The organism is Streptomyces sp. NPDC006332 (genome assembly GCF_040612855.1).
Classification (GTDB): domain Bacteria; phylum Actinomycetota; class Actinomycetes; order Streptomycetales; family Streptomycetaceae; genus Streptomyces.
In genome coordinates this window covers 164,523-190,391 of sequence record NZ_JBEXRA010000005.1, presented here as the reverse complement: position 1 = coordinate 190,391, position 25,869 = coordinate 164,523, and the positions used below count along the sequence as shown (strand labels likewise).

Annotated in this window: 26 protein-coding genes, 1 other RNA gene and 2 pseudogenes; 18 read left to right on the top strand and 11 right to left on the bottom strand. The window is 70.0% G+C overall.

What is annotated here, in order from left to right; genetic code table 11:
* Window positions 1–72: 72 nt before the first annotated feature.
* The 3 genes from ABZ027_RS07255 (at window position 73) to ABZ027_RS07245 (ending at window position 3,070) form a co-directional block, all read left to right on the top strand.
* Window positions 73–966, top strand: coding sequence for a Nif3-like dinuclear metal center hexameric protein (locus ABZ027_RS07255; RefSeq protein ID WP_356765250.1), 894 nt, complete (start codon window positions 73–75; stop codon window positions 964–966).
* Window positions 963–1,706: a C4-type zinc ribbon domain-containing protein gene (locus ABZ027_RS07250; protein ID WP_356765380.1), complete on the top strand. Its 744-nt coding sequence runs from the start codon at window positions 963–965 to the stop codon at window positions 1,704–1,706. Before ABZ027_RS07255 ends, ABZ027_RS07250 begins: the two co-directional genes overlap by 4 nt.
* Before the next feature lie 98 nt (window positions 1,707–1,804).
* Window positions 1,805–3,070: a bifunctional RNase H/acid phosphatase gene (locus ABZ027_RS07245; protein WP_356765248.1), complete on the top strand. Its 1,266-nt coding sequence runs from the start codon at window positions 1,805–1,807 to the stop codon at window positions 3,068–3,070.
* 56 nt (window positions 3,071–3,126) lie between these two features.
* On the opposite strand, the gene eda is transcribed toward ABZ027_RS07245, so the two are convergent.
* Window positions 3,127–3,804: a bifunctional 4-hydroxy-2-oxoglutarate aldolase/2-dehydro-3-deoxy-phosphogluconate aldolase gene (gene eda, locus ABZ027_RS07240; protein ID WP_356765246.1), complete on the bottom strand. Its 678-nt coding sequence runs from the start codon at window positions 3,802–3,804 to the stop codon at window positions 3,127–3,129.
* Window positions 3,805–3,883: 79 nt separating this feature from the next.
* Window positions 3,884–4,666, bottom strand: a complete 783-nt coding sequence (gene yaaA, locus ABZ027_RS07235) for a peroxide stress protein YaaA (RefSeq protein WP_356765244.1) — start codon at window positions 4,664–4,666, stop codon at window positions 3,884–3,886.
* A gap of 127 nt (window positions 4,667–4,793) precedes the next feature.
* Between yaaA and ABZ027_RS07230 the strand changes: the two genes are divergently transcribed.
* Both ABZ027_RS07230 and ABZ027_RS07225 read left to right on the top strand, forming a co-directional pair.
* Window positions 4,794–5,570, top strand: a complete 777-nt coding sequence (locus tag ABZ027_RS07230) for a phosphotransferase (RefSeq protein ID WP_356765242.1) — start codon at window positions 4,794–4,796, stop codon at window positions 5,568–5,570.
* A gap of 139 nt (window positions 5,571–5,709) precedes the next feature.
* Entirely contained in the window at window positions 5,710–7,185 is a 1,476-nt protein-coding gene (locus ABZ027_RS07225) for an RNB domain-containing ribonuclease (RefSeq protein WP_356765240.1), read from the top strand.
* On the opposite strand, the gene ABZ027_RS07220 is transcribed toward ABZ027_RS07225, so the two are convergent.
* Together ABZ027_RS07220 and ABZ027_RS07215 are read right to left on the bottom strand one after the other, a co-directional pair.
* A complete protein-coding gene (locus ABZ027_RS07220) occupies window positions 7,073–7,750 on the bottom strand; it encodes a hypothetical protein (protein ID WP_356765238.1) in 678 nt (225 codons plus the stop codon). The genes ABZ027_RS07225 and ABZ027_RS07220 overlap by 113 nt on opposite strands.
* Before the next feature lie 35 nt (window positions 7,751–7,785).
* Window positions 7,786–8,550, bottom strand: coding sequence for a MerR family transcriptional regulator (locus ABZ027_RS07215; RefSeq protein ID WP_356765236.1), 765 nt, complete (start codon window positions 8,548–8,550; stop codon window positions 7,786–7,788).
* 164 nt (window positions 8,551–8,714) lie between these two features.
* Here ABZ027_RS07215 and ABZ027_RS07210 point away from each other — a divergent pair, with 164 nt between their 5' ends.
* The 4 genes and pseudogenes from ABZ027_RS07210 to rnpB all read left to right on the top strand — a co-directional run bounded on the left by ABZ027_RS07210 (window position 8,715) and on the right by rnpB (window position 11,512).
* A complete protein-coding gene (locus ABZ027_RS07210) occupies window positions 8,715–9,293 on the top strand; it encodes a Uma2 family endonuclease (protein ID WP_356765234.1) in 579 nt (192 codons plus the stop codon).
* A gap of 44 nt (window positions 9,294–9,337) precedes the next feature.
* Window positions 9,338–10,159, top strand: coding sequence for an AraC family transcriptional regulator (locus ABZ027_RS07205; RefSeq protein ID WP_356765232.1), 822 nt, complete (start codon window positions 9,338–9,340; stop codon window positions 10,157–10,159).
* A gap of 18 nt (window positions 10,160–10,177) precedes the next feature.
* A pseudogene (locus ABZ027_RS07200) lies at window positions 10,178–10,960 on the top strand (DMT family transporter); the annotation flags it as partial.
* Between the two features lie 142 nt (window positions 10,961–11,102).
* Window positions 11,103–11,512, top strand: an RNA gene (gene rnpB / locus ABZ027_RS07195) — RNase P RNA component class A.
* Between the two features lie 183 nt (window positions 11,513–11,695).
* Here the strand turns inward: rnpB and ABZ027_RS07190 are convergent.
* The 5 genes from ABZ027_RS07190 to ABZ027_RS07170 form a co-directional block, all read right to left on the bottom strand.
* Entirely contained in the window at window positions 11,696–12,565 is an 870-nt protein-coding gene (locus ABZ027_RS07190) for a helix-turn-helix transcriptional regulator (protein WP_356765230.1), read from the bottom strand.
* Window positions 12,566–13,711: 1,146 nt separating this feature from the next.
* Window positions 13,712–14,878 carry an FAD-binding oxidoreductase gene (locus tag ABZ027_RS07185; RefSeq protein WP_356765228.1) on the bottom strand — a complete coding sequence of 389 codons (1,167 nt, stop codon included), beginning with the start codon at window positions 14,876–14,878 and terminating at the stop codon, window positions 13,712–13,714.
* Between the two features lie 36 nt (window positions 14,879–14,914).
* Window positions 14,915–15,628, bottom strand: coding sequence for a GntR family transcriptional regulator (locus ABZ027_RS07180; RefSeq protein ID WP_356765226.1), 714 nt, complete (start codon window positions 15,626–15,628; stop codon window positions 14,915–14,917).
* A gap of 31 nt (window positions 15,629–15,659) precedes the next feature.
* Window positions 15,660–16,070 carry a hypothetical protein gene (locus tag ABZ027_RS07175; protein WP_356765224.1) on the bottom strand — a complete coding sequence of 137 codons (411 nt, stop codon included), beginning with the start codon at window positions 16,068–16,070 and terminating at the stop codon, window positions 15,660–15,662.
* 183 nt (window positions 16,071–16,253) lie between these two features.
* Window positions 16,254–17,102, bottom strand: coding sequence for a helix-turn-helix transcriptional regulator (locus ABZ027_RS07170; protein WP_356765222.1), 849 nt, complete (start codon window positions 17,100–17,102; stop codon window positions 16,254–16,256).
* 139 nt (window positions 17,103–17,241) lie between these two features.
* Between ABZ027_RS07170 and ABZ027_RS07165 the strand changes: the two genes are divergently transcribed.
* The 3 genes from ABZ027_RS07165 (at window position 17,242) to ABZ027_RS07155 (ending at window position 19,312) form a co-directional block, all read left to right on the top strand.
* Window positions 17,242–17,508: an Atu4866 domain-containing protein gene (locus ABZ027_RS07165; protein ID WP_356765220.1), complete on the top strand. Its 267-nt coding sequence runs from the start codon at window positions 17,242–17,244 to the stop codon at window positions 17,506–17,508.
* 118 nt (window positions 17,509–17,626) lie between these two features.
* A complete protein-coding gene (locus tag ABZ027_RS07160; RefSeq protein ID WP_356765218.1) occupies window positions 17,627–18,385 on the top strand; it encodes a glucose 1-dehydrogenase in 759 nt (252 codons plus the stop codon).
* A 150-nt stretch (window positions 18,386–18,535) separates the two neighbouring features.
* On the top strand, window positions 18,536–19,312 hold the full coding sequence (locus ABZ027_RS07155; protein ID WP_356765216.1) for an SDR family oxidoreductase: 777 nt from the start codon (window positions 18,536–18,538) through the stop codon (window positions 19,310–19,312).
* 7 nt (window positions 19,313–19,319) lie between these two features.
* On the opposite strand, the gene ABZ027_RS07150 is transcribed toward ABZ027_RS07155, so the two are convergent.
* Window positions 19,320–19,583, bottom strand: a complete 264-nt coding sequence (locus ABZ027_RS07150) for a hypothetical protein (RefSeq protein ID WP_356765214.1) — start codon at window positions 19,581–19,583, stop codon at window positions 19,320–19,322.
* A 183-nt stretch (window positions 19,584–19,766) separates the two neighbouring features.
* Between ABZ027_RS07150 and ABZ027_RS07145 the strand changes: the two genes are divergently transcribed.
* Entirely contained in the window at window positions 19,767–22,277 is a 2,511-nt protein-coding gene (locus ABZ027_RS07145) for a DUF4132 domain-containing protein (protein WP_356765212.1), read from the top strand.
* Window positions 22,277–22,669: a hypothetical protein gene (locus tag ABZ027_RS07140; protein ID WP_356765210.1), complete on the top strand. Its 393-nt coding sequence runs from the start codon at window positions 22,277–22,279 to the stop codon at window positions 22,667–22,669. The genes ABZ027_RS07145 and ABZ027_RS07140 overlap by 1 nt, the downstream gene beginning before the upstream one ends.
* Before the next feature lie 47 nt (window positions 22,670–22,716).
* Here the strand turns inward: ABZ027_RS07140 and ABZ027_RS07135 are convergent, their stop codons facing one another.
* On the bottom strand, window positions 22,717–23,139 hold the full coding sequence (locus ABZ027_RS07135) for an ATP-binding protein (protein WP_356765208.1): 423 nt from the start codon (window positions 23,137–23,139) through the stop codon (window positions 22,717–22,719).
* Window positions 23,140–23,282: 143 nt separating this feature from the next.
* Between ABZ027_RS07135 and ABZ027_RS07130 the strand changes: the two genes are divergently transcribed.
* From ABZ027_RS07130 to ABZ027_RS07115, 4 genes and pseudogenes are all read left to right on the top strand, one after another.
* Window positions 23,283–24,140, top strand: a complete 858-nt coding sequence (locus tag ABZ027_RS07130) for a helix-turn-helix transcriptional regulator (protein ID WP_356765206.1) — start codon at window positions 23,283–23,285, stop codon at window positions 24,138–24,140.
* Window positions 24,137–24,331: a DUF397 domain-containing protein gene (locus ABZ027_RS07125; RefSeq protein ID WP_356765204.1), complete on the top strand. Its 195-nt coding sequence runs from the start codon at window positions 24,137–24,139 to the stop codon at window positions 24,329–24,331. Before ABZ027_RS07130 ends, ABZ027_RS07125 begins: the two co-directional genes overlap by 4 nt.
* A 132-nt stretch (window positions 24,332–24,463) precedes the next feature.
* Window positions 24,464–24,664, top strand: coding sequence for a type II toxin-antitoxin system VapB family antitoxin (locus ABZ027_RS07120; protein ID WP_086800714.1), 201 nt, complete (start codon window positions 24,464–24,466; stop codon window positions 24,662–24,664).
* 125 nt (window positions 24,665–24,789) lie between these two features.
* Window positions 24,790–25,784 (top strand): annotated as a pseudogene (locus ABZ027_RS07115) (transposase).
* Window positions 25,785–25,869: the final 85 nt, after the last annotated feature.

Genomic DNA, 25,869 nt, shown 5'->3' with positions numbered 1-25,869 from the left:
GACCGTGCTCGGCGCGGTCGCCGCCGACGGCACCGGTTCAGCTGGGGAGAACAGGCAGGTAGCCTTTTGCTCGTGCCCCGTCTGTCTGAAGTCATCACCGCCCTGGAGAACCTGTGGCCGGCCGAGCGGGCCGAGTCCTGGGACGCGGTCGGTACCGTCGCGGGCGATCCCGACCAGGAGGTCGCACGGGTCCTGTTCGCCGTCGACCCGGTCCAGGAGATCGTGGACGAGGCGGTGAAGCTGGGCGCCGATCTGCTGGTCACCCACCATCCCCTCTATCTGCGCGGTACGACGACGGTCGCGGCCTCCACCTTCAAGGGCCGCGTCGTGCACACGCTGATCAAGAACGACATCGCGCTGCACGTCGCCCACACCAACGCGGACACGGCGGACCCGGGTGTCTCCGACGCCCTCGCCGGCGCCCTCGACCTGCGGGTCGTCGGCCCGTTGGTGCCGGACCCGACCGATCCGGAGGGCCGCCGGGGCCTGGGCCGGATCTGCGAACTGGACCACCCGCTGACCGTCCGCGACCTCGCCGCCCGCGCCGCCGAGCGGCTGCCCGCCACCGCGCAGGGCATCCGGGTGGCCGGCGACCCGGAGGCGCTGGTCCGCACGATCGCCGTCAGCGGCGGCTCCGGCGACAGCCTGTTCGACCAGGTCCGCGCGGCCGGTGTCGACGCCTTCCTCACCGCGGACCTGCGCCACCACCCGGCGTCCGAGTTCATGGCGACCGGCGCCCACGGCCCCCTCGCGCTGCTCGACGCGGCACACTGGGCCACCGAATGGCCCTGGTGCGAGCTGGCCGCAGCCCAGCTCGACGAGATCTCCGACCGCGCGGGATGGGACCTGAGGGTCCACGTCTCCCGCACGGTCACCGACCCCTGGACCGCCCACGCGGCGTCCGCCGCCCTTCCGACGAGCGCTTCGCGCCCCTCTTCTTCTGACCCCCTGGGAGCCCCCAACTGAACGCCGCGCCTGCCGACCAGATCCGACTCCTCGACGTCCAGGACCTCGACGTCCGCCTCCAGCAGCTCGCGCACAAGCGCAGGTCGCTGCCCGAGCACGCCGAGATCGAGTCGCTGAACAAGGACCTCACGCAGCTGCGCGACCTGCTCGTGGCCGCGCAGACCGAGGAGAGCGACACCGCCCGCGAGCAGACCAAGGCCGAGCAGGACGTGGACCAGGTGCGCCAGCGTGCCGTCCGCGACCAGCAGCGTCTGGACTCCGGCGCGGTCACCTCCCCGAAGGACCTGGAGAACCTCCAGCGCGAGATCACCTCCCTCGCCAAGCGTCAGGGCGACCTGGAGGACGTGGTCCTGGAGGTCATGGAGCGCCGCGAGTCCGCGCAGGAGCGGGTCGCCGAACTGACCGAGCGGGTCTCCTCCGTCCAGTCGAAGATCGACGACGCGATCGCCCGCCGGGACGCGGCCACCGAGTCGCTGGACGGCGACGCGGCCACCGCGACGAAGGAGCGCGAGGTCATCGCGGCCACCATCCCCGCGGACCTCCTCAAGCTCTACGACAAGCTGCGCGACCAGCAGGGCGGCGTCGGCGCGGCCAAGCTGTACCAGCGCTCCTGCCAGGGCTGCCGGCAGGAGCTGGCGATCACCGACATCAACGAGATCCGCGCGGCGGCCCCCGACACGGTGGTGCGCTGCGAGAACTGCCGCCGCATCCTGGTGCGCACGTCCGAGTCCGGCCTGTAGTCGAGCGCGGCAAGGACTCCGTACGGCAAGGGAGTCCGTGCGGCAAGGGAGTCCGTACGGCGACGGCAAGAGATCGGTATCGGTAAGGGGCTGACGGCGTGCGGAAGTTCATCGTCGAGGCCGACGGCGGGTCACGGGGCAACCCGGGGCCCGCGGGCTACGGATCAGTGGTGCTCGACGCGGCGACCGGCGAGACGCTGACCGAGGCCGCCGAGTACATCGGCATCGCCACGAACAACGTGGCCGAGTACCGGGGCCTGCTGGCCGGCCTGCGCGCCGCGCACGCCCTGGACCCGACGGCGCACGTCCACGTCCGTATGGACTCCAAGCTCGTCGTCGAGCAGATGTCGGGCCGCTGGAAGATCAAGCACCCCGACATGAAGCCCCTGGCGTCCGAGGCGGCCGGTGTGTTCCCGTCGTCCCAGGTGACGTACGAGTGGATCCCCCGGGAGCGGAACAAGCACGCGGACCGGCTGGCCAACGAGGCGATGGACGCGGGCAAGCGGGGCGAGCGGTGGTCGGCCGCGGCGTCGACGGCCGAGCTGGACGCGGCGGGCGCGCGAGCGGCCACGCGGGTGGCCACCGAGGTGGCGGCCCCCGAGTCGTCCGGTCCGTCGGGAGCCGCCGCGGCCCCCGAGCCGTCCCGACCGCCCGTAGCCACGGCGGCCGACAAGGCCCGCACCGACGTCCGCGCCGCCCGTGCGGTCGCCTCCCCCGGCTGGGCTCCCGCCGACATGGGGGCGCCCGCGACCTTCGTGCTGCTGCGGCACGGGGAGACCCCGCTGACCCCGCAGAAGCGGTTCTCCGGCAGCGGCGGCAGTGACCCCTCGCTCTCCGACGTCGGGCGCGGGCAGGCCGAGCGGGCCGCCGAGTCGCTGGCCCGGCGGGGCACGATCCAGGAGATCGTCTCCTCGCCGCTGGCCCGTACCCGCGAGACCGCCGCGGCCGTCGCCGCCCGCCTCGGTCTCGGCGTCACGATCGACGACGGGCTGCGGGAGACCGACTTCGGCGCCTGGGAAGGACTCACCTTCGGTGAGGTGCGCGAGCGCTATCCGGACGACCTGAACACCTGGCTGGCCGACCCGGACGCCGAACCGACCGGCGGCGGCGAGAGCTTCGTGGCGACCGCCACCCGGATCGCCGCCACCCGCGACAAACTGGTCGCGGCGTACGCAGGCCGTACGGTCCTGCTGGTCACCCACGTCACCCCGATCAAGACGTTCGTACGGCTCGCCCTCGGCGCCCCACCCGAGTCCCTGTTCCGCATGGAACTGTCGGCGGCCTCCCTGTCGGTGGTCGCGTACTACGCCGACGGCAACGCGAGCGTCCGCCTCCTCAACGACACGTCACACCTGCGGGGCTGAAGACCTCCTCAACGGCACGTCACACCTGCGGTCCTGAAGACCTGCTTGACGGCGGGTCACCCCTGCGCCCCTGAACCGTCCCGGAGTCCCGCCGCCGCCCGCGCCAACGCCTCCACCCGCGCCCAGTCCCGCGCCTCGATCGCGTCCTGCGGAAGCATCCAAGTGCCGCCCACGCAACCGACGTTGGGCAGCGCCAGGTACTCCGGCGCGTTCCCCGGACCGACCCCGCCCGTCGGGCAGAACCGCGCCTGCGGCAACGGCCCGGCCAGCGCCCTCAGATATGCCGCGCCGCCCGCCGGTCCGGCCGGGAAGAACTTCATCTCCCGCACCCCGCGCTCCAGCAGCGCGACCACCTCGGACGTCGTCGACACCCCCGGCAGGAACGGCACCCCCGACTCCCGCATGGCGTCCAGCAGTACGTCCGTCCAGCCCGGGCTGACCAGGAAACGCGCCCCGGCCGCCACCGACTCCCGCACCTGTTCCGGGGTGATCACCGTGCCGACGCCGACCACGGCGTCCGGCACCTGCGCGGCGATCGCCCGGATCGCGTCAAGGCCGGCGGGGGTCCGCAGGGTCACCTCGATCGCGGGCAGCCCGCCGGCGACCAGCGCCCGGGCGAGCGGTACGGCGTCGGCGGCGTCCTGCACGACCACCACGGGGATGACGGGAGCGAGGTCCAGCACGGACGCGGGCAACGGCGAGGAGTGCGCGGAGGAGGGTACGGAGGGCGACATGGCCTCATCGTCCCTTGGAGTGGCAGCCTGCGCAATGTTCGTTGCACAGGCTGCAACGCCCCGGCCCGCCTGTGCGAACTCAGTGGACCTCGGTCACCAACACGTCCAGCGTCCAGGCCGTCCCCGCCTTCACCGGCGGCTCCACCTCGACGACGTACCCCAGGTCCCGCAGTGCCTCCACCAGCTCGGCCGGCCCCTTCGGCGCGGCCCCGTCCGACAGCAGACCGCGGACGATCTTCCCCTTGGTCGCCTTGTTGAAGTGGCTGACCACCTTCCGGGTCGGCGCGTGCAGCACCCGTACCGTCGCCGTCCGCCCGGCGAGCTCGCCCTTCGGCTTCCAGGCCGACGCGTACGCCGACGAGCGCAGGTCCAGCACCAGCCCGTCCCCGGCCGCCTCGGGCAACGCCGCCGCCATCGGCGTACGCCAATGCCCGCCCAGCGCGCCGAGCCCGGGCAGCCGCACACCCATCGAGCAGCGGTAGGAGGGGATCCGGTCGGTGACCCGGACCGCGCCCCACAGCCCGGAGAACACCAGCAGGGACCGGCCCGCGCGCCGCTTCGCCGCCGTCTCCAGGGACGCCAGGTCGAGGGCGTCGTAGAGCACCCCCGTGTAGATCTCCCCGGCCGGCCGCGCGCCCGCCGTACGCAGCTCCGTGTTCTTCGCGATCTCGCCGCGCAGCCCCTCGCTCAGCCCCAGCACCTCGCGCGCCTTGTCCTCATCGGCGGCACACAGCTCGACCAGCTCGTCGAGCACGGCCGCCCGGGCCTCCGCGAGCTGCGGCAACGACAGCGACTCCAGCTTCAGCGGAGCACCGCGACCGGAGGCCGCCTTGCCTTCGGAGGGCGGCAGCAGGACAAGCACGGGATCGATCTCCTTCGGTTGAACTCCGCAACAGCGTACGGCGTGCCCCCGCGGCGGCCCGGCCCGTGGTGCTGAGGCGCCGACCCATTCACAGTCGGCCGATCGTCAGGCCCCTAAGCTGACGCGAATGGAACAAGAGCCGGAGCAGCCGGAGCAGCCGGAGATTCCGTTGACCGGGGGCCGTATCACGCCGGGAGTCGTCCGTGTCGGGGACATGGTGCGGCGGCCGGTCGGGCCGCACTCGCCGTTCGTGCACCGGCTGCTGCGGCATCTGGAGGACGTCGGCGCGGACGCCGCGCCGAGACTCCTCGGAATCGACGACAAAGGCCGCGAGATCCTCAGCTTCCAGCACGGTGACGTGGTGACGGCCTTCCGGGCCCGTGACTGGTCGCCCGCCCAGATCACCGCCGCGGCGCGACTGCTGCGCCGACTGCACGACGCGACCGCCGGCACCCAGATCGCGGGTGACGAGGAGACGGTGTGCCACAACGACTTCTCGCCGCTCAACGTCACCTTCGTCGACGATCTCCCCGTCCGCGCCTTCGACTTCGACCAGGCCGCCCCCGGCCCCCGCACGCGTGACCTCGCCTATGCCGCCTGGCTGTGGCTGCTCGGCGCCGAGATCACCGGCCCTCTCGACCACCAGCTGGCCCTCGTACGTACCTTCCTCGACGTGTACGGCCTCGAGCACGAGCGCCGTCAGGGCTTCGGAAGGCTCATCGTCGCCCGGGTCGAGGCCGAGCGCGACATGCACGCCCGCGCCGGACGCGTGAAAGGCCCCGGCTCCTGGCTGCACCGTGAGATCGACTGGCTGAGAGACCACGCCGACGCCATCGACCTGGGCGTGGAAGCAACGGTGGAAGCGCCAGCCGAAGCAACAGCTGACGGAACGAACGCGGCGTGACGACCGGGGCCTCCGCGTTCGAGTCGGCCGTCGCGTCGACTCTCACCCCGAGGCACCCCACCACCCAGCTCACCTGCACCTATCACGCACCGTGGCCTTCCTCCGAGCTGATCCGCCGGACAGGCCCTACGCTCGCTGTATGCCTCGCCGCCACATCCGCGTGACCGGCGCACCCGAAGCCCCCCTCCGGGCCGCCCTCACCGCACTGCGCGCCGAACTCGGAGTGCCCGAGGATTTCCCGCCGGAGGCGCTCGCCGAGGCAGAGCGCGCGGCGAACGCACCCGCACTCCCCGCCGAGGACGCCACCGACATCCCGTTCCTCACCATCGACCCGCCCGCCTCCGTCGACCTTGACCAGGCGATGCACCTGTCCCGCCGCGGCACCGGCTACCGCGTCCGGTACGCCATCGCCGACGTCGGCGCGTTCGTCGTCCCCGGTACGGCCCTGGACGCGCAGACGCACCGGCGGGCGACCACCCTCTACTTCCCCGACGGGAAGGTCCCGCTGCACCCCGCCGTCCTGAGCGAGGGTGCCGCCAGCCTGCTCCCGGACCAGGTCCGCCCGGCCGCGCTGTGGACCCTGGACCTGGACGCGGACGGCCGTACCGTCGCCGTCGACGTCCACCGGGCCCTCGTCCGCAGCCGGGCCAGGCTCGACTACGCGGGAGCGCAACAGGCGATCGACTCCCGCACCGCCGAGGAACCACTCGCGCTGCTTGAGGTGATCGGGCGGCTGCGGGAGGCGCTGGAGATCGAGCGCGGCGGCATCTCGCTCAACGTGCCCGAGCAGGAGATCATCGAACACGACCACACCTACGAGCTGACGTACCGCGCCCCGCTCCCCGCCGAAGCCTGGAACGCGCAGCTCTCCCTGCTCACCGGCATGGCCGCGGCGGACCTGATGATCGCGCACGGCACCGGAGTCCTCCGCACTCTCCCGGCCGCCCCCGACGATGGGGGTGCCCCCGCTCGAGCGCAGCCGAGAGTGGGGGACGTCGGCCGACTGCGCCGTACTGCCCACGCCCTGCGCATCGACTGGCCGCACCACCTCTCCTACGACCGCCTCATCCGCTCCCTCGACCCGCACGACCCCCGTCACGCCGCGTTCCTCCAGGAGTGCACGACTCTCCTGCGCGGCGCCGGCTACACGGTCTTCCGCGACGGCAACCTCCCGCCCATCACCACCCACGCCGCCGTCGCCGCGCCCTACGCACACTGCACCGCCCCGCTGCGCCGCCTCGTCGACCGGTACACCTCCGAGATCTGCCTCGCAGCCGTCGCCGGCCAGGACCCACCCGACTGGGTGCTCACCTCGCTCGACGCACTGCGCGGCGAGATGGCGGACGGCGGCCGCCGCGCGGGCGCCGTCGAACGGGGATGCGTCGACATCGTCGAGGCCCTGCTGCTCAAGGACCGGGTGGGGGAGGTGTTCGACGGATGGGTGGTCGACGTGGAGGAACGCCAACCCGCCTTCGGCACCGTCCAGTTGGAGTCCCCGGCGATCATCGGCCGCATCGAGGGCGACGGGACCCCGCTGCCACTGGGGGAGCGGTTGCGGGTACGGCTCGCCCGGGCTGATCCGGCAGCGGCGACGGTACGCTTCGCGCCGGCCTGATGGCCTGTCCGAGCTCGTGTACGAGTACGTCGGCGTCGTCGGCGTGGAAGCGCACCAGCCTGACCTCCCGTCGTCGGCCGAGAAACGTCAAGTGGTCGACAGGCTCGCTGAGTTCGAGGGTGACGGAGGTCTGCGCCCCCATGTCCACGTCGAGTTCACCGTCAGCCCGCTCCCGCACGCACCTCAACTCCCGGCGCACGGAGGCGATCCGCTCCAGCGGTATGCGCAGATCGACGTGGACGGCCCGACGGACGCGGAGCACTTCGGGCTCCAGCACATGCGGCCGGACCACGTTCGCCGCATGCAACGCGACGACGAACAGGATGGCGTAGACGTCCAGAACGAGCACCACCCCGTGCACGACCGGAAAGTCCCGCAACAGCACCGACATCGTCAGCGTCTCGACCACGCACACGAACGCGAGCCCGAACATCATCGCGCCCTGCCCACGCGCATACCCGAAGGCCCGCCCACCACCGGTGCCGTGACTCCGCCGCGCCACCCACAGCAACAGACTCACGAACATCCGCATCTCAGACCGGACCACGACACGGGCAGCTCTCACGGCCGTCCTCCCTATCCTCCCTGTCCCCCCAGTCCTCATGGCCGTCCCTCCGTGATGATCCTCAGCGTCCGCCGGAATGCCTCAGCCTGCGCGGGCGCGAAGTCGTCGTACAAGGCACGCAGGAAGCTGTGTTCGCCGTCGATGCCGGCCTCGCCTAATTCGCCCGCCGGGAAGAGCTCACCGGGCAGACAGTCGGCGAGGGCCCGCGCGGCCTCGTCCACCCGCGGGTCGGCCGGATCGGCGTCGGCGAGGCCGTCGAGCAGCGCGTACGCGGCACGGGCCCGCTCCACCGCGTCCGGCGTACCGAACGCGTCGCCCACAAGCCCGATCAGCTCATGGCGGGTCTCCGGACCGGCCGCGGAGTCGAACAGCGTGAGAATCTCGCGGTCCTTGGCGGCCATGGGGGAGTCGGAGACGTGCCCCACCTCGCTGAACAGCGCCGCGAGCTCGGGCGACACCGGCCCCTCAGCCGTCAGCCCGCCGTCTACCAGCAGCTCCCGCAGCCGCGCCCGCCGCTCCCGGATCGCCGCCTCCTGCCGCGCCAGATCCTCGTCGAGCTCGGTGAGAACCTCCACGAGATCCTTCCCCGCGTCCTCAGCGAGCACATCCCGCACCTCCGCGAGCCCCAGCCCCAGCTCGGTCAGCCGCCGGATCCGCGCCAGCACGACGGCATGCCGCAGCGTGTAGTCCCGATAGCCGTTGGCACGCCGCTCGGGCTCGGGCAGCAGCCCCAGATGGTGGTAGTGCCGGACGGTCCGCGTGGTGACGCCGACGGCCTCGGCGAGTTCTCCGATCCGCATGGGACCAGTACAAACGTTGACGCTGCGGCAGGGTCAAGGACGCGGCCTCGCCGCCTGACGAGGGCGCCGCTCCTGTGCCACGATCGAGGGAACGGTTCCCGATCTCACGGCCAGGTGATCAGCCGATGTCCCAGCATGGCGAGCGACCGAAGGAGGGGCGTGACATGACTGCCATGGCCCATCAGCCGCTCACGCAGGCGGACGTCCTGCTGGAGGGCTTCCTCGCCCTGGACACCCCGGAGGGCTTCCGGGCGGAGCTGATCGAGGGGGAGATCGTTGTGACGCCGCCACCGGACGGTGACCACGAGGACTACATCGGGTTGATCGTGACGCAGGTGATCAGGCGCTCCCGGACCGACATGCAGTTCTCCGGGAACAAAGGGCTGACGCTAGGGAAAGCAGAGGGGTGCCCGAGGGACCATGTGCTCCCCGACGGCACGTTCGCTCCGCAGGTTCTGCGGCTCTTCAGAGGAGCCGACTCCTGGATGCCCTGCCAGGGCGTTGCGATGGTGCTGGAGGTGACGTCCACCAAGCCCAACGCGGACCGTGAGGTCAAACGCCGCTGCTACGCCCGCGCCGGCATCGCGCTCTACCTGCTCGTCGACCGCGACAACTCCGAGGTGACGCTCCTCAGCAACCCGCGAGAGGACGACTACCGCCAGCGCTGCACCGTCCCCTTCGGGAAGCAGCTCACCCTTCCCGAGCCCTTCGCCTTCGACCTGGACACGTCGGACTTTCTCTGAGCCCTCCGGCGTTGCATCCTCAAGACGACGAGCAGGGGGTGGCGATGGAGCAGGCACAGTGGACCAGGGCACGACTCGGCCGCTGCGGCCCCCCGCTCGACCTGCTCACCGCCCGCTTCGACCGCCACGTCTACGCCTCGCACGCGCACGACGAGTACAGCATCGGCATCTGCGTCGACGGCTCCGAGGTCATCGACTACCGGGGCGGCCACCTCCGGCCCGGCCCGGGCTCCATCGTCGTACTCGCCCCCGGCGAGATGCACACCGGCCGCCCCGCCGCCGCCTCCGACGGCTACGCCTACCGCGCCCTGTACCCCGCCCCGGACCTGCTCGGCGACGGCACCCGCGGCGGCCTCCCGTACTTCCGCGAGCCGCTCCTCGACGACCCCGAACTCGCCACCGCCCTCAGCCGCGCCCACCGCGAACTCAGCGCCTGCCCCGACCCGTTGGAGACCGAGTCCCGCCTCCCGTGGCTGCTCACGGCCCTGGCCCGCCGCCACTCCACGGCCCGCCCGGTCGGCGACACCATCCCCGGCGCGGACCACATCGCCCACGCCGTACGCGACCGCCTCGCCGACGACCTCCTGGATCCCCCCTCCCTCGCCCTGCTCGCCGCCGAGCAGGGCCTGTCCCGTTACCAACTCCTCCGAGCCTTCCGTACGACGATGGGGATCCCCCCGTACGCCTGGCTGGCGCAGTACAGGGTGCACCGGGCCCGCGGCCTCCTGGAGTCCGGACTCAAGCCGGCCGAGGTCGCGGGCCTGGTGGGCTTCGCCGACCAGGCGCACCTCACCCGGTGGTTCCGCCGGGTCCTCGGCGTCACCCCGGCGGTGTACCGCAACAGCGTTCAAGACGAGCGCCGCTGATCCGGTGACCATGACCGCATGACTGCACGCGGCTGGTTCCTCTTCTCCCTGATGGGAGTGGTCTGGGGCATCCCCTACCTGATGATCAAAGTGGCGGTGGACGCCCCGCTCTCCCCGTCCGTGGTGGTGTTCACCCGCTGCGCCCTGGGCGCCACCCTCCTCCTCCCCTTCGCGATACGAGGCGGCGGCCTGATCCGGACCGTCCGCACCCACTGGCTGCCCATGCTGGCCTTCGCGTGCATCGAGATCATCGGACCGTGGTTCACCCTCACCGACGCCGAACGCCACCTGTCCAGCTCCACCGCCGGCCTGCTGATCGCGGGCGTCCCGATCGTCGGCGTACTCCTGGCCCGCTTCTTCGGCGACACGGAACGCCTGGGCCCACGACGCGTGACCGGCCTCGCCCTGGGCCTCGCGGGCGTCGGCGTCCTCACCGTCCCGCACCTGACCGGCGGCGACGCCCGCTCCCTCGCGGAGGTGTTCCTGACGGTGCTGGGCTACGCCACGGCCCCGTTGATCGCCGCCCGCTGGCTGAAAGACGTCCCGACCCTCCAGCTGACGGCCCCCTGCCTGGCCCTGGCAGCCCTGGTCTACGCCCCGGCGGCGGCAATGACCCGGCCGACCGAGATACCCTCCACCTCTGTCCTGACGGCCCTCCTCGGCCTGGGCGTGATCTGCACGGCCCTCGCCTTCGTCGCCTTCCTGGAACTGATCAGGGAGGTCGGCCCGACCCGGGCGACGGTCTTCACGTACGTCAACCCGGCGGTCGCGGTGGCGGCGGGAGCCCTGTTTCTCGACGAGCAGTTCACGGCAGGCATCGCGATCGCCTTCACCCTCATCCTGGCGGGCTCCATCCTGGCAACGGCCGCCGGGCCTGATACCCCTGACGGTCCTCGCGGTCCTGGCGCAGGCACCCGCCGGGTAACATGGTCGACACGGCAGACGAGCCGGGCGGACGGCCGCGTGGAGTGCCCCTAGCGGGACACTTCCCGAGGAACGTCCGGGCTCCACAGGGCAGGGTGATGGCTAACGGCCACCCGGGGTGACCCGCGGGACAGTGCCACAGAAAACAGACCGCCGGGGACTTCGGCCCCCGGTAAGGGTGAAACGGTGGTGTAAGAGACCACCAGTGCCCAGGGCGACCTGGGCAGCTAGGTAAACCCCACCCGGAGCAAGGTCAAAAGGAGCCGCCGTAAAACGCGGCTCTGCGAGGACGTTCGAGGGCTGCCCGCCCGAGTCCTTGGGTAGACCGCACGAGGTCGGCGGCAACGCCGACCCTAGATGGATGGCCGTCTCCCCGGCCGCCGCGAGGCGGTTGGGTGACAGAACCCGGCGTACAGCCCGACTCGTCTGCCGCCGCCTGCGGCTTGCCTCGGAAAGGGCCTCTGACCTGCGTCGGAGGCCCTTTCCCATCTTTCAGGGGCTTGACGGGTCAAACGGCGAAAAGTCCTCGAGAGTCATAGGTCTCAGCGTGGGTTCGTGCCGGTTGGTCTTCGTTCCCTTCTCGGCGGGAGCCAACCGTTTCACGGTGAGTCCTCAATAATTGATGGCTGGTTGTGGCCGGTCCCAGACGAGGGTGGCGGCACAGGTTCCGGCGTCGACGCGGTGGGCTGCGAACGTCATGGTCCGGGCATCACGGTGGAGTGGCGCGTATATCGTCACCGGTGCCCTCGCGGTAAGAGTGCCGGCAGACAGCTCGGACGTACCGGCGCCTGCGATCTGGATGGTGATGGACCACCTGACGGTCGTCTCACAGGTGGTGTTCAGGCGTAGTACACCACCGAGTTCGCCAGTGTCGTGGCGGGTGCGGAGATCAAAGGTGGTCTTGATGCCGTTTCCTGCGGATGGCGCGGACCACCGCCACTGGGTTCTCGCGCAGGCCGCTGGAACACTCGTAGCTTCGGAAGGGAGCGGGACGCATTCCGTGATCACTTCTGGTGTGTCGCCGTGGGCTCTGGTCGCGCCCTTCGTAAGCTCGTTCGAAGCGTCGATGCCGTACACCAGTGCCAGTACGAAGGCGGCTACGGAGAAGAGCGCGACCCGTTGCTTGTACCTCGTATTGCTCGTACGCAGCTCGGCCAACTGCTCCCGCACGAGGCGTAATCCGCGGTTGCGGCCTGCTCGCGCGAGGGTGGCCTCCTCGTGGAGTCGACGCAGCTCGTGCAATTCCCTGGCGGACATCGGGCGTTTCCGGTGTTCTCCGACCACCGCGGCCAGAGGCAGCACGAACTCGTCCCATGTGGGGTGCTGTTTGCCGCTCATGAAGCGTGACACCTGGGATTTGCTACAGAACAAGCGCCGTACCAGGTCCCCCTGGCTGAGCTTCGCCTCCTTCTGTAAGGCAACAAGTCTGCCGACCAGAGCTCGCACTTCGGGCAGGTCTTGCAGATCCGACTCGTTGACCATTCTTCCCCCCTTCTGCGTTTTCCCAGCTCATGGGTGTCCCTCGGAGTTGCAACACGTCCCTTCTTGACGCAACTCCCCAGCGGACGGCCAGCGTTGTAGGCGACTCGCTCAGCGGCGACAGCCGCCCGTCTTCAAGGAGCTTCGTGATGGCCGTCCAGTCCCCCTCTCCCGACCAGTCCGGGTGGTTCCGCCTCGTGTTGGCCGCCGTCCGTGGCGCCTGCGCAGGCATTGCCCGGGCGGTCACGACATGGGTCCTCCGGCTGATCGACCGTGAATGAAGGTGTCACACCCGCAACGGGCATAGCGCATCTTGATGGAGGATACTTCGCACAGGTGTTGTTGTGGGAGGTCGCCTCCCATTTCGCCCAGGGATGGGGGCGTCGAACCGCGAGTGGCCTCTGTGGACGTGACATCGCCGACGCCGGGGTCCTGTGCCAGATCATGGGACCCCGGCAAGGTCCGCCGGGCAGGCCTACGAGGGCCGTGCGTGAGTCCTCAATGACCGACGGTTCCGCGGAGAAGCGCGGGTCCACCGTGCTGGGCGCGGGGGCCGCGTCGCCGGTAGCCAGGCAATCCGCGGGGCCGTGCCGCCTGCCTGGCGGTCCTCGCGCCCACGGACGTGCACGTGGTCGCCGTCTGACGATCGAGAGCCATGCTCTGCCTTTCCAGCGGTCGCGCAGGCGCTGAACGAGTCATCGGTAGGAGCGGTGCGTGGGGCTCGTCCCTTCGCAGGCATGCTCCCGGGCGGGTGCGAGGCGATCAGTCGGCAACGTTGACGGCCATCCAGTGCCGCGGCCTCCCCACGCGTCGACCGCTGAACTCCGCGTTCCCTGCCGTCCGGGCGAAACTGGACCCCCTTCACCAGCACGACACCGGCCGCTTGCGCCCCACCTCCAGCGAGTACCGACCCGCGTTCTCCATGGTCGCGGGCGGCGGTATCCCCTTGTCGACTGGCTGCTGATCTTTGCCTTCGAGGTCGTCTCCGGCGCCCGGACCGTCACCGAGATCACCGAGTGGGGACAGCGCGCCACCATCACGGTGCTGGAACAACTCGGCATCCGCAGGAACTTGCCCGGACATCGCCCCGCCCCATGCCACCCCTTGCGCTGAGACGGAGCCTCGACACACCTTCATCAGCAGCTGCCGCTACTGCTCGCCCAGCCTGGTGGCGTGTTGCCCCGCCCCCGTGTCCGAGCGCCGTGTGCCGGTGAACCGCGTGGGCCGGAAAGAGCGGAGGAGGTCCTGTTCCTGATCGGTTGCTATCTCGGTCGCGGCCAGGCGTCCCAGAATCGGCGCCAAGGTGATCCCGCTGTGCGAGACGAGGCAGTACACGCGGGATTGCCCGGACGCGTAGCCGGCGATGGTGTGCCCGTCCGCGGGCAGTGATCGGAAACCGATGCGGAGATCGATCCGCGGTCGCTCGCCCGGGTCGGGCAGCAGCGCGGAGAACCGCTGAGCGAGGACGCGTGCGAGGTCCCCGTCCGGGGGTGGAGGATCGTCCGGATCGACGTGCGTGTTCAGGTCGAGAGCCTGCAGGACCGTGTGCCCATCGGCCGAGGGCCGGAGGTTGAGGCCGGGGCTGTGGATCACGCAGCGCAGGTCGAGTTCCGGGGACCTGGCGTAGCCGAGCAGCCCGACGGTGGGCGATCCGCGGCCGGTCCCGGTCACCATCGGAACGTCGATCCCGGCCCGGGCGGCCAGACGCTCCGACCAACGACCTGCCGCCAGAACCACCCGGTCGCACCTGAGGACTTCGCCGTCCGCCAGGGTGACGGATACCGCGTCGGGCTTGTCCGCGATCGTCACGACTCGGCCGATCGCGTACTCGGCTCCGTGCCGCTCGGCATCCGTCAGCAGGTTTTCGACGAAACGGTCCGGCAGCACGTATCCCTCGCTGGGGAAGTGCGCGATGCGCGTGATGGTCGCGGGGATCCGCAGGTCGCCCGCGATCCGCGTCGCCTCGTCAGGTGTGACGAAGCGGGCCGGGTAGCCGAGAGTCCGCAGCCGTTCCACATTGTCGGCGAGCCATTGCTCGTTCGAGGAGTCGGCCCACTGCAGCGCCCCGCTGGGGAAGTAGGAACGCGCGCCACCGAGTTGCTCGGCCAGCCTGCCGTGCTCCTCCATTCCGGCCAGGCCCAGCCGGTGGTAGTCCGGGTCGAGCCTGCGGTACGAGTTGACCCAGGCGAAGGTGGTCGAGGACGTGCCGGTGCCGGGTCCCCGCTGATCCAGCAGGAGAACGTCCTCGCCCGCCAGAGCGAGCTGCCTGGCGACGCTCACGCCCAGCGCGCCGGCTCCGACAATGATGATCTTCATTTTTCTTCCTGTTCCTTTCCGGCAGCGGTGCGCTGCTCAGGTGGCGGGGACGGGAAGCTCCAGGAAGAACTCGGCGGTTCCCGGACGAACCAGGGTTGTGACCACCTCGACGGTGCTTCCGTCGTCGGCACGCAACTCCCTGCGCCTCATCAGCGCGGGCGTTCCGATCTCGCTGTCCAGCAGTGCGGCGTCGTGCTCGTCGATGGCGACCGGGTCGAGGTAGAGGCGGATCGAGTCGATCGGTACTCCCCGGCGCCGCAGGTACGGCAGGGTGACGAGGTGTTCGAGGTTCTCGTTCAGCAGATCGGGAGCGACCGCGAAGAGGACGACGTGCCGCTCGACGGACTGTGGCTCCTCGCGTGCGTCCAGCTTGCGGCGGACCAGCTCCACCACGGCCGCGTCGGGGGCGGCACCGGGGAGCGTCAGGACGGCGTCGGCGGCCCTGACGACCCGGGCGGAGATGACCTCGTGTCTGCCCGGAGTGCCCTTCGCGGCCACCTCGGGCGTGACGAAGCCGAGCAGATTGATCTGCCGCCTCACGTCCGCCACGAACGTTCCGTGGCGCCGCCGACGGATCGCCAACCCCGCCTCAGCCAGGCCGTTGAGGACCCGTTGGGCCGTGGCCCGGCTGACGCCGTACTCGGTGGAGAGGTCCATCTCGGTCGGCAGTCGTGCACCGGCGGGCAGGTCCCCGGACCGGATCTTGGCTTCGATCTCTCGCCTGATCTGCACGTAAAGGGGTGTGGGCACGTATAGACCGTACAATCGGGCAATTGACCGGTCAATGGTCTCGGCGTGCCTGGATCCCATCCCGGCAGCGATGCTGCCGCCCGTTTCCGGCGGAGCCGGGACCCCGACAGACCCGCGTCACCCCGTCCTCGGCGAGGGAGTCGAGCTCTGCGTCGAGGGACTGCCGGGCGGTCGAGGCGCGGGCGTATCCGAGTCGGACGTGCCCGACCGGCTCGGCGCCGGCGCTCACCGGCCGGGGCAGCTCGGTCCAGACCGACCCCGGCTTGCGTAGGGCGGGGGTCGGCACGCTGAGGTCCTTGGCGAGTTGGGGCAGGCGGAAGCGGGCGGTGCGGTATTGGATCGCCACCTTGCTCTTGCTGGTCCGGCATGGAGAGCCCGCGGGGGCGGCGCAGGTGGACATCGGGCAGTCGTGCGATTCCAGGCGCTTGAAGTCGTCGCTCACGACCCCGGGCTGTCTCATGAGGGTGTTTCAGATGTCCAGTCGTTTGCAACGACTCACGAAACATGATCGCGACAGGTGACCGGCCGTGCGGCCGGGTGTTTCATGAGCGACCACCTATGAAACGCGCGGGAGCGAAATCGACCAGGCACTGTTGCCTACCTATCTCCATGTTCCCTCGGCTGATCAGCGGTGGGGCCGGGGGGCGGGCCGGCGCCGGGTGGCGTGGATGGAACCGAGCAGATTGAGGGACTGGGCACTGGGGCTGCCTGGTTCGGCGTGGTAGATGACGAGCTGCTGGCCGGGGGCGTCGCGTACGTCGAAAGCCTGGTAGGTGAGGGTGAGGGGGCCGACGTCCGGGTGGAGGAAGTGTTTGGCGTCCTGGGTCTTGCCGCGCACGGTGTGGGCGTTCCAGAGGCGGGTGAAGTCCGCGCTGTGCTCAGTGAGGGTGCGGACGAGTTCGCGCAGCCGTGGGTTGTCCGGGTCGAATCCGGTTGCCTCGCGAAGGTTGGCGACGGTGGCCTGTGCTGCCCGGTCCCAGTCCGTGTAGAAGGTGCGGCCCGCGGCGTCGAGGAAGGTCATGCGGGCCAAGTTGTCCGCCGGCTCGAACGGCGCGTAGAGGGCATCGGCCAGGGCGTTGACGGCGAGGAGGTCCAGGGTGCGGCTCATGACGAACGCTGGAGTGTTCGGGTAGCCGTCCATCAGCTGTCGCAGCGAAGGGCTGACCCGCTCGGCGGCGTGGACGGAGGGCTGGTCGTTCGGCGTGGCCCCGGCCAGCCGGTACAAGTGCGCGCGTGCGTCCGCGTCGAGGCGCAGCGCGCGGCTGAGCGCGTCGACCACCTGGGGTGAGGGGTTGCGCTCGCGGCCTTGTTCCAGGCGGGTGTAGTAGTCGGCGTTCACTCCGGCCAGGACGGCGACCTCCTCGCGTCGCAGTCCGGCGACTCTGCGGGCCCCGTAGCTCGCCATGCCGACGTCCTCCGGCCGCAGGCCGGCGCGGCGTGCGCGCAGGAAGTTTCCCAGGTGGTTGTCATCCATATGTGCAGGCTAGGCGGCGGCCCGGTGTGCTGCCTGGGTGTGCCGCACCCAGGCAGCACCCGTCCTGGTTGATGACCGCTGACCTGCCCAGACTCGGTGGAGCGGGAAAGACCACACCATTCGAGGAGAGGAGTCCGCCATGGCCGGGACCGTTGAGGGCGACCACGTCGACGTGGTCGGGATGTGGGTGACCGCGGATGGTCACATCCGTCAGGAGCTGCTGCCGGACGGCCGCTACGACGAAGCCCGCGGCGAGCGGCGCAGCGCGTACACCGGTCGGTACACGGTGACCGGCAGCCACCTGGACTACGTCGACGACACCGGGTTCACCGCCATGGGCGACATCCGGGACGGAGTGCTCTATCACGAGCACCTCGTGCTCTACCGGGAGCGGAAGTCGTCGTAGAGAGGCCGGGCCACGGCCGCCCTGGCACCGGGGGCGAATCCGCCGTCGGCGGACCCAGAAGTCCCGACACGGCAGCCAGTCAGTCAGCCAGCAGCAACGAGAATCAAGGACCATATCCATGACAGGACAACGACTTGACGGCAAGGTCGCGCTGATCACGGGCGCGACCGGCGGCCTCGGCACAGCGACCGCCGAACTCTTCGCCCGCGAAGACGCCCGGCTAGTGATCACCGATGTCGCCGAAGGCCCCCTGCGGGACCTGTCCCACCGGATCGGGGCACACGGCGCGGACGTCGTCGCTGCCCGCCTCGATGTCTCCTCCGCGCGGGAGTGGGACGAAGTGATCACCGTCGTACGCGACCGGTTCGGAACGCTGGACGTGCTCGTGAACGTCGCCGGCATTCTGGACTGGCCAGGTATCGAGGACACGCGGGAAGAGGCATGGGACCGCGTCATCGACGTGAACCAGAAAGGCACATGGCTCGGCATGAAGGCGGCGATGCCGCTCCTGCGCGCGAGCGGCAACGCGTCGGTGATCAATACGTCGTCAGTGCTCGGCCTGGTAGGAAGCGGTGCGGCTGCGGCCTACCAGGCGTCCAAGGGGGCCGTGCGCCTGTTGAGCAAGACCGCCGCAGTCGAGTACGCCCGGCAGGGAGTACGGATCAACTCGGTGCATCCCGGGGTGATCGCCACGCCGATGATCCAGGACCTCCTGGACGACCAAGGCGACCAGCAGCCGGACATCCAACGCACCCCCATGCGCCGAGCCGGCCGCGCCGACGAGATCGCACCCGCGATCCTCTTCCTGGCCTGCGACGACTCCTCGTTCGTCACCGGCGCGGAGCTGGTCGTCGACGGCGGGCTCACCGCGCACTGAACCACCCGGCCGTACGACGTCCACGTGTGCCTGCCGTGAATGCGTCAACGGCGTGGCCCACCCGGTCCGCGCACCGCACCACTGCACAGCACTTCAGATGCCCTGCACCGGCGCCTGCATTCACACTCACCTTCTCCAGGGACCGCACCCATGACACCTGCAACCGCATCCGCCGCAACATCCGAATCCACCGAGTTCGCTGGGAAGATCGCCCTCGTCACTGGAGCCGCGCGAGGGGTGGGCCGGGAGACCGTGGCGCTCCTCCACGCCCGCGGCGCCCGGGTCGTCGCCCTCGACCTCCGCCCCGACGTCACGAACCTGGCGGAAGAGTTTCCCGGAGTCGTCGCGACAAACGGTGACATCGCCCAGGAGGAGACCGCCCACCGCGCGGTGGCAACGGCCCTGGACGCCTTCGGCGGACTGGACATCCTCGTGAGCAATGCCGGGCGCACTCAGAACAAACCCGTCACCGAAACCACGGCCGAGGACTGGGACACCGTGATGGCGGTCAACGCCCGCGGCTCCTTCTTCTGCGCCCGCGAGGCGTTCCGGGCCATGAAGAGCCGCGGCGGCGGCGCCATCGTCAGCACCGGCTCGTACGCCTCCACCGTCGCCCTGCCCGAAGGCGTCGCCTACAGTGCGTCGAAGGGCGCTCTGGCCCAACTGACCAAGGTGCTCGCCGTCGAGGGCGGCCCGCTGGGCATCCGCGCCAACCTCGTGGCCGCGGGCGTCATCGAGACGGACTTCCTCGACACGATCCGCCCCGACAGCCGCGCCTACCTGGCGTCCTTCGCCGCCGCGCAGCCCCTGGGACGTGTGGCGCAGCCCGAGGAGATCGCCGAGGTCCTGTGCTTCCTCGTCTCGCCCCGCTCCAGTTTCGTCACGGGAGCCGTGGTCGCCGCTGACGGCGGTTTCACCGCAATCTAGCGACGCATCAGACAGCACACATCTGGCGACCACGGCCCGCAGGCCCTGGTCGTCGGCACTTCCACCGGCTCCATATCCCACAGCGGTCGGCCGAACCAGGCCCGCATCTGGTCCAGGTGCCGACGTCCCCGCGGATGGTGCCGTCCGCCAGGCCCGCCGAAGCCCTCGCGAGGACGAAGCCGGCGAGCACATCGGTCTCGAACTGCTCCAGTTCCTCGGCCGAGACCGGATCGCGGAACTCGCGCAGGTCGCGTACGGCTGCCAGCGCCAACCCGAGCCTCCTCTCCTTCACCCCGATCACGGATCGATCGAACGAAGTGAGAACGCTTCAAGAATCCTGCACTTGCGTCACCAGGGCGCCGTGCTCCGGGCACGTCGGCGAGAACCCTCGTGAACAGACGCGAGCGCCCTGTGAGCTGATCGCGTTGTCAGTCCCCTCTGTCATCATCCCGCCATGTTGTACGACGCCCTGGTGGCCGAATCCCAGCGGAGAGACTCGCTCGACGACGTGAGGTCCGACGCGCTCGACCGCGTCCGCTGGCTCGTCGACCTCCTGGAACGTCAGCGGACCGAGCACCGCCGGCTCATCGGGCACGAGCACCGGCGATCGAGGGCGGCGGGCGCGGCGATCCAGGCCGAGATCGACGGGCGGCTCGCGGCCTGCGCGGACGAGGAGGGCAGGGCCGCGGTCCTGTGCCTCATGCTGGCCGCCCGCTTCGACAACACGAGCTATTGGCAGTACGACACCGAGATCGGGTCCCTGATCTCGCGGGTGCGCGGCTGGACGCCCGAGGAGGTCGCGGTGATGCTGCTCCGCGCCACCGAGTACGCCATGGGCTACCGGTTCGCCCGTGCGCTGGGGCTGGTGCTGAACGCCGTCGACCAGCTCGACGCCGACGGCCGCCGTGCGGTCATGCCCTGGCTGCGGCGCGCACACACGCAACTCATGGACACCACGGTCGAGGCGCGCCTGCGCACGTCGCTCGTCCAGCGTCTCCGCGCTCTGCTCGCGAGCGTGGACGAGGCGCACATCCCCGACGGACTCATCCCCGCCGACGCTCCCTGGGCCGCCCCGCTGAGGGACCGTGCGAAGACGGAACCGTCACCGGAACTGGCGGGTCTCGTACGGCACTTGGTGAGCCTGTCGGGGCCGCGTCCCACGCAGAGGTGGCGGGCGACGTGCCTCGAACTCACGGACGCGGCATCGGCGCGGGATGTCGTGGCCGACGTCCTGCGGTCACTGGCCGGCGACGAGGTGCTGTGCAGCGCGGGAAGCGGTGCGCACACCGCCTGGATCCACGGCGATCACCACTACCACTACGTCGTCCACCAGAACGACGGGGACCTGGCGCGCGGCGTCGTCTGGGCGGCCGCGCTGACCGGCGGCCCGGCCGCGGTACGGCACCTCAGCGCCCTCGCTCTGCGGACCGGCGGCCACGGCAACGGCGTGATCGAGGACCTCAAGCTCGCGGGCGCGGCGATCAACGCGCTGGCCGAGAGCGGTGATCCGGCCTCTCTGGAGGCCCTGTGGCGGTTGCGGTCCCGGATCAAGCACCGGGCGCTGCGCAAGCAGCTCGACACCGCGCTGGTGACGGCAGCCGGCAAGCAGGGCATCACCGCCGGGCAGCTCATCGAGCGCACCGTGCCCGACCATGGCCTGGCCCCGGACGGTTCGCTGGAACGGGAGTTGGGCGGACACCGGGTACGGGTGGCGATCGAGGACGCGACGACCGTACGGCTCACCTTCACGCGCCCCGACGGGGGGACGTCCCGCACCGCCCCGGCGGCAGTGAAGGACGGCTTCCCGGACGAGCTCCAGGAGTTGAAGGACCTGGCCAAGGAGGTACGCGGGACACTGTCGGCCGAGCGGGCCCGCGTCGAGGCGCTGATGTCGGCCGGGCGCGAGTGGCCGTACGACGAATGGTGCCGCTACTACCGCGACCATCCGGTCACCGGGGTGCTCGTCCGCGCTCTCATCTGGGAGTTCCGCGATGTCGGGGACGCCGACGGCGAGTGGCGTGCGGTGGCGCCGATGGCCGAGCCGCCCGGCGAACCCGAGCGTGTCCGGTTGTGGCATCCCATCCTTGCGTCGACGGACGAGGTCAGAGCGTGGCGGGAGCGGCTCGTCGCGGAGCGGCTGCGGCAGCCGTTCAAACAGGCCTTCCGGGAGATCTACCTGCTCACACCGGCGGAGGAGGAGACCGGCGTCTACTCCAACCGGTTCGCCGCCCACGTCGTCCACTACCCGCAGCTCTACGCGCTGTTCAAGGAACGCGGCTGGCAGGCCAACTTCCTCGGCCGGCACGACGGCGGCTACGACGGGAAGGCGCGGGCCGAGTTCGGCGACGGCGAGTGGCGGGCCTGCTTCCACCACGAGCCCGCCGCGGACGACGACGGCGGCTACGCGCCCGACCACGCCGCGACGGACCAGGTCCGCTTCGAGCGCCGGGACGGCAGACGCTGGCGGGAGATACCGCTGGCGGAGGTACCCCCGCTGGTGTTCAGCGAGGCGATGCGGGACGTCGATCTCTTCGTGGGCGTGACCTCGATCGCCGCCGATCCCGACTGGACGGACCGGGGCGAGGACCGCCATGCCGTGTACTGGCGTACGGCCACGTTCGGCGCGCTGACGGCGAGCGCCGAGGTCCGCCGCGCGGCGCTGGAACGAATCCTGCCGCGCCTGAAGATCGCCCACCGGTGCACGCTCGACGGCCGCTTCCTGGTGGTCCGCGGGGACCTGACGACGTACCGGATCCACCTCGGCTCGGCCAACATCCTCATGGAGCCCGACGACGCCTACCTGTGCATCGTCCCGTCACCCGGCAAGGGCAACGGCAAGGGCAAGGTGTTCCTGCCGTTCGAGGACGACCGGCTCTCCCTGATCCTCAGCAAGGCACTCCTGCTGGCCGCCGACACCAAGATCACCGACGCGACCATCCTCACGCAGATCAAGCGAGGTGCCTGATGGCCACCGTGACGTTCCGGGACGAGACCGCGGCGGGCAAGCCCCTCACCGACTGGGAGGTCGCCGGGCTGCCCGACCAGATGACCGTACGGGAGCTGATCAGACTCCGGATCCGCGAGGAGGCCGCCCGCCACAACGCCCGCCCGAGCGACCGCTACAACGGCCTCGTCCGCCCCGACGACGCCGAGACGGACCTGAACGGCTACCGCCTGCGCGAGCCCCGCCGCATCGACTGGCAGCGCCAGGCCGAGATCGCCGAGCGCGCCTTCCTGGCCAACGGGTTCTTCGTGCTGGCCGGCGAGCGCCAGGTCGAGGACCTCGACGAAGTCGTGGATCTCACGGTCGATCCTGACATGGTCTTCATCAAGCTCGTCGCGCTTGTCGGGGGCTGAGGGGGGCACTTCTCAGCCGACGAGGCCGAGCCGGTCCGGCGCCGGAATCAGAAGGGCAGAGCGATCTCCGCCCACACGACCTTGCCCGACGGCGGCCATGGCTCGCTGCCCCACCGAGCGGCCAGCGCATCGACGAGGAGCAGCCCGCGGCCTCCCTCGCCGCAGGGGTTGGCGGTACGACGGGGGAGGGGCCGGCGGTCGCCTCGCGGATCTGCGACCTCGATACGGAGCGTGCCCGAGGGTTCGACAGTGAGGCTGAGTCTGAACCCGCGTCCCTTCACGCACCCGTGCGTGACCGCATTCGCCGCCAACTCGGCGACGACCAGCGCCACGGACTCGCTCACCTCGCAGCTCGGCGGCCACCCCCACTCGCTGAGCTGATGCACAGCCAGGAGCCGGGCGAGGCGAGCGCCGCGAGGCGAGGCGCTGAACAGCTGGGTGAACCGCCGGGTGGAGATTTCTGACTTCATGTCACTGAGCGTGGCCGTACCGCTCTACCCTGACCAGGCAGTCTCTCGGTACGCAGGGTGCGCGTACCGGTACGGACGGTGCCCTGTACGGGGCGTCGGCCGTGACCTCGTGAAGTGAGTGCGACAGCAGGGCGGGTGCTGGGATGACGGCCACGGAGCCGCAGGAGACGTACGACGAAGGCGACCAGGCGAGCGACCTGAACCGAGCAATCGGCAAGCAGGTCAAGGTCCTTCGGGAGCGGGCCGGGTGCACGCAGAAGGAGTTGGGGGATCGGCTCGGGTACAGCGAGGATCTGATCTCCTCGCTGGAGAGGGGGAGGCGGACGCCGCAGGCTGAGTTCCTGCGGGCGGCGGATGAACTGCTCAGCGCGGGCGGGCTGTTGGCGGTCGCCGTTGAGGACGTGGAGAAGGCCAAGGCCAAGGCGAGGGTTCGGCATCCGGCTTGGTTTCGGGACTACGCGCGTCTGGAGCGAGAAGCGGTCGAGATCAACTTCTACAACAACCACGATGTCCCCGGCCTGTTGCAGACCGAGCGTCGAACACGCGCGCTGTATGAGATGCGCAAGCCGCTGCTGGACGGCGAGACCATCGAACAGAGGGTGGCTGCACGGATGGACCGGCAGGAGATCCTCACGCACTGGCCTTCACCGATGATCACTGCGGTCATCGAGGAGACGGTGCTGCGGCGTCCTCTTGGCGGGCAGGAGATTCACAGGGAGCAGATGGAACAACTGCTCAAGCTCGGACGGCTGCGCAACGTGGAACTCCAGGTCATGCCGACGGACCGTTGGGAGCACGCGGGGATGGGCGGTTCGTTCGTTCTCCTCACCCCGAAGGGGAAACCGCAGATGGGATACACCGAGGCACAGAACTCCAGCCGGCTCACCACGGACCCCGAGGAAGTACGTATCCTGGCCGCACGGTACGGCAGCATCAGGGCACAGGCACTCACCATGCGGGAGTCCCTCACCCTGATCGAGAGCATGCTGGGAGAACGATGAGTACTGCGGCACCCGAGCGCCTCGCCTGGTTCAAGAGCAGCTACAGCGGCAACGAGGGCGGCGAGTGCTTGGAGGTCGCCGCATCGGTCGGCACCGTCCACGTCCGCGACTCCAAAGCCCCCGTCCGAGCCCAACTCGCCTTCCGCAGCCCGGAGTGGGTCGCGTTCGTGGCCTTCGCTGCCGGACGCTGACGCACACGGATTCGCTAGTGCCGTATCAGGCAACGTTCGCCCTGTTGTTGGTCCCGTGCCATTGAACCGCAGCGGGAACGAGTCGCTGCTGTGCGGCTGTTAGAGTCCCGGACCGATGAAGGGGGGCCGCTCGTGGCCAAGGTCAACATCAGTCTCGATGCCGAACTGGTGGTGGAAGTGATGGTCCTGGCCGGGGTCGGCTCGCCCCAGGACGCCGTCGAAGCGGTCGTGCGTGACTACATCGCCCGGGGACACCGAACCGAGGCACGCACCGAGCTCAAAGACCAGAGCCTGCGCGAGGTCGAGGTCAAACCGCAGGAGCCTCAAGGCTGACCACTGTGATCGCGTGACGTCGCTCCTGCTCCGTTGGCACGCGTCCAAGGCTCGAGGACAGGGCAGTGGCAAGTGACGAGCCTCTCGGGATCCGTTCCGGGAGGCATGGCCACCAGACTGTGCGAGTGACGATTCGAGTACACGTACGCGAGATCGACGATGATGAGGGGCAGCGGCTGCTGCGGATCATTCGTAGAGGCACCGGGTCGGTGGTGTCCTGGCGGCGGGCCCAGATGGTGCTGCTGTCCGCGCAGGGCATGCCGGTGGCGAGGATTGCCGAGGTGTCGTTGACCAGCGAGGACCGGGTCCGGGATGTGATCCACAACTTCAACGCCGACGGCTTCGAGTCGCTGTACCCGAAGTACAAGGGCGGCCGGCCCAAGACGTTCACGTTGCCCGAGCGGCGCGAGATCAAGAAGATCGCGAAGCCTTTCAACGCCTGAAGACCTGGAAGACCTCCCGTGGTCCGGACTACGCGGTGAAGAAAGCGCGCGTCGAGCACCTCTACGCGATCGCCGACGGCGAGGTCATACCCGAAGACGGTGAACCTGAAGTCATCTTCTGCATGGACGAGTTCGGGCCGCTCAACCTGGTGCCCCACCCGGGCCGGCAATGGGCTGAACGCGGCGGCAAGCACAAGAGCCCCGACCGTGAACCACGCCGCAGGCGGCGGGCGACCTATAACCGCTACGGCGGAGTGCGGCACCTGTTCGCCGCCCTGGACCTGGCCAAGGACAAGCTCTACGGCCACATCAAGCCGATCAAGAGGCGGACACAGTTCCTCGAGTTCTGCCGCTACCTGCGCACTCTCTACCCGTCGACGGTGCGGATCGCGATCGTCTGCGACAACTCCCCGCATCTGACCACGAAGAGGTGCCAACGAGTCGGCACCTGGGCCGCGGCTAACAACGTCGAGATCGCCTACACCCCGACGAACTCCTCGTGGCTCAACCGGATCGAGGCCCAGTTCACGGCCCTGCGCTCCTTCACCCTCGACGGCACCGACCATGCCAGCCACAAGGAACAGGGCAGCATGATCCGCCACTACATCATCTGGCGAAACCGCCACGCCGACGACCAACGCCTACGCGCCGTCGTCAACAGGGCAAACGTTGCCTGATCCGGCACTAGTTCGCATTCCCCGCCCCGAGTTCAGCCGAGCGTGTTGGACTCACCGCGACCGTCCGCGGCGCGGAAGGGGATGC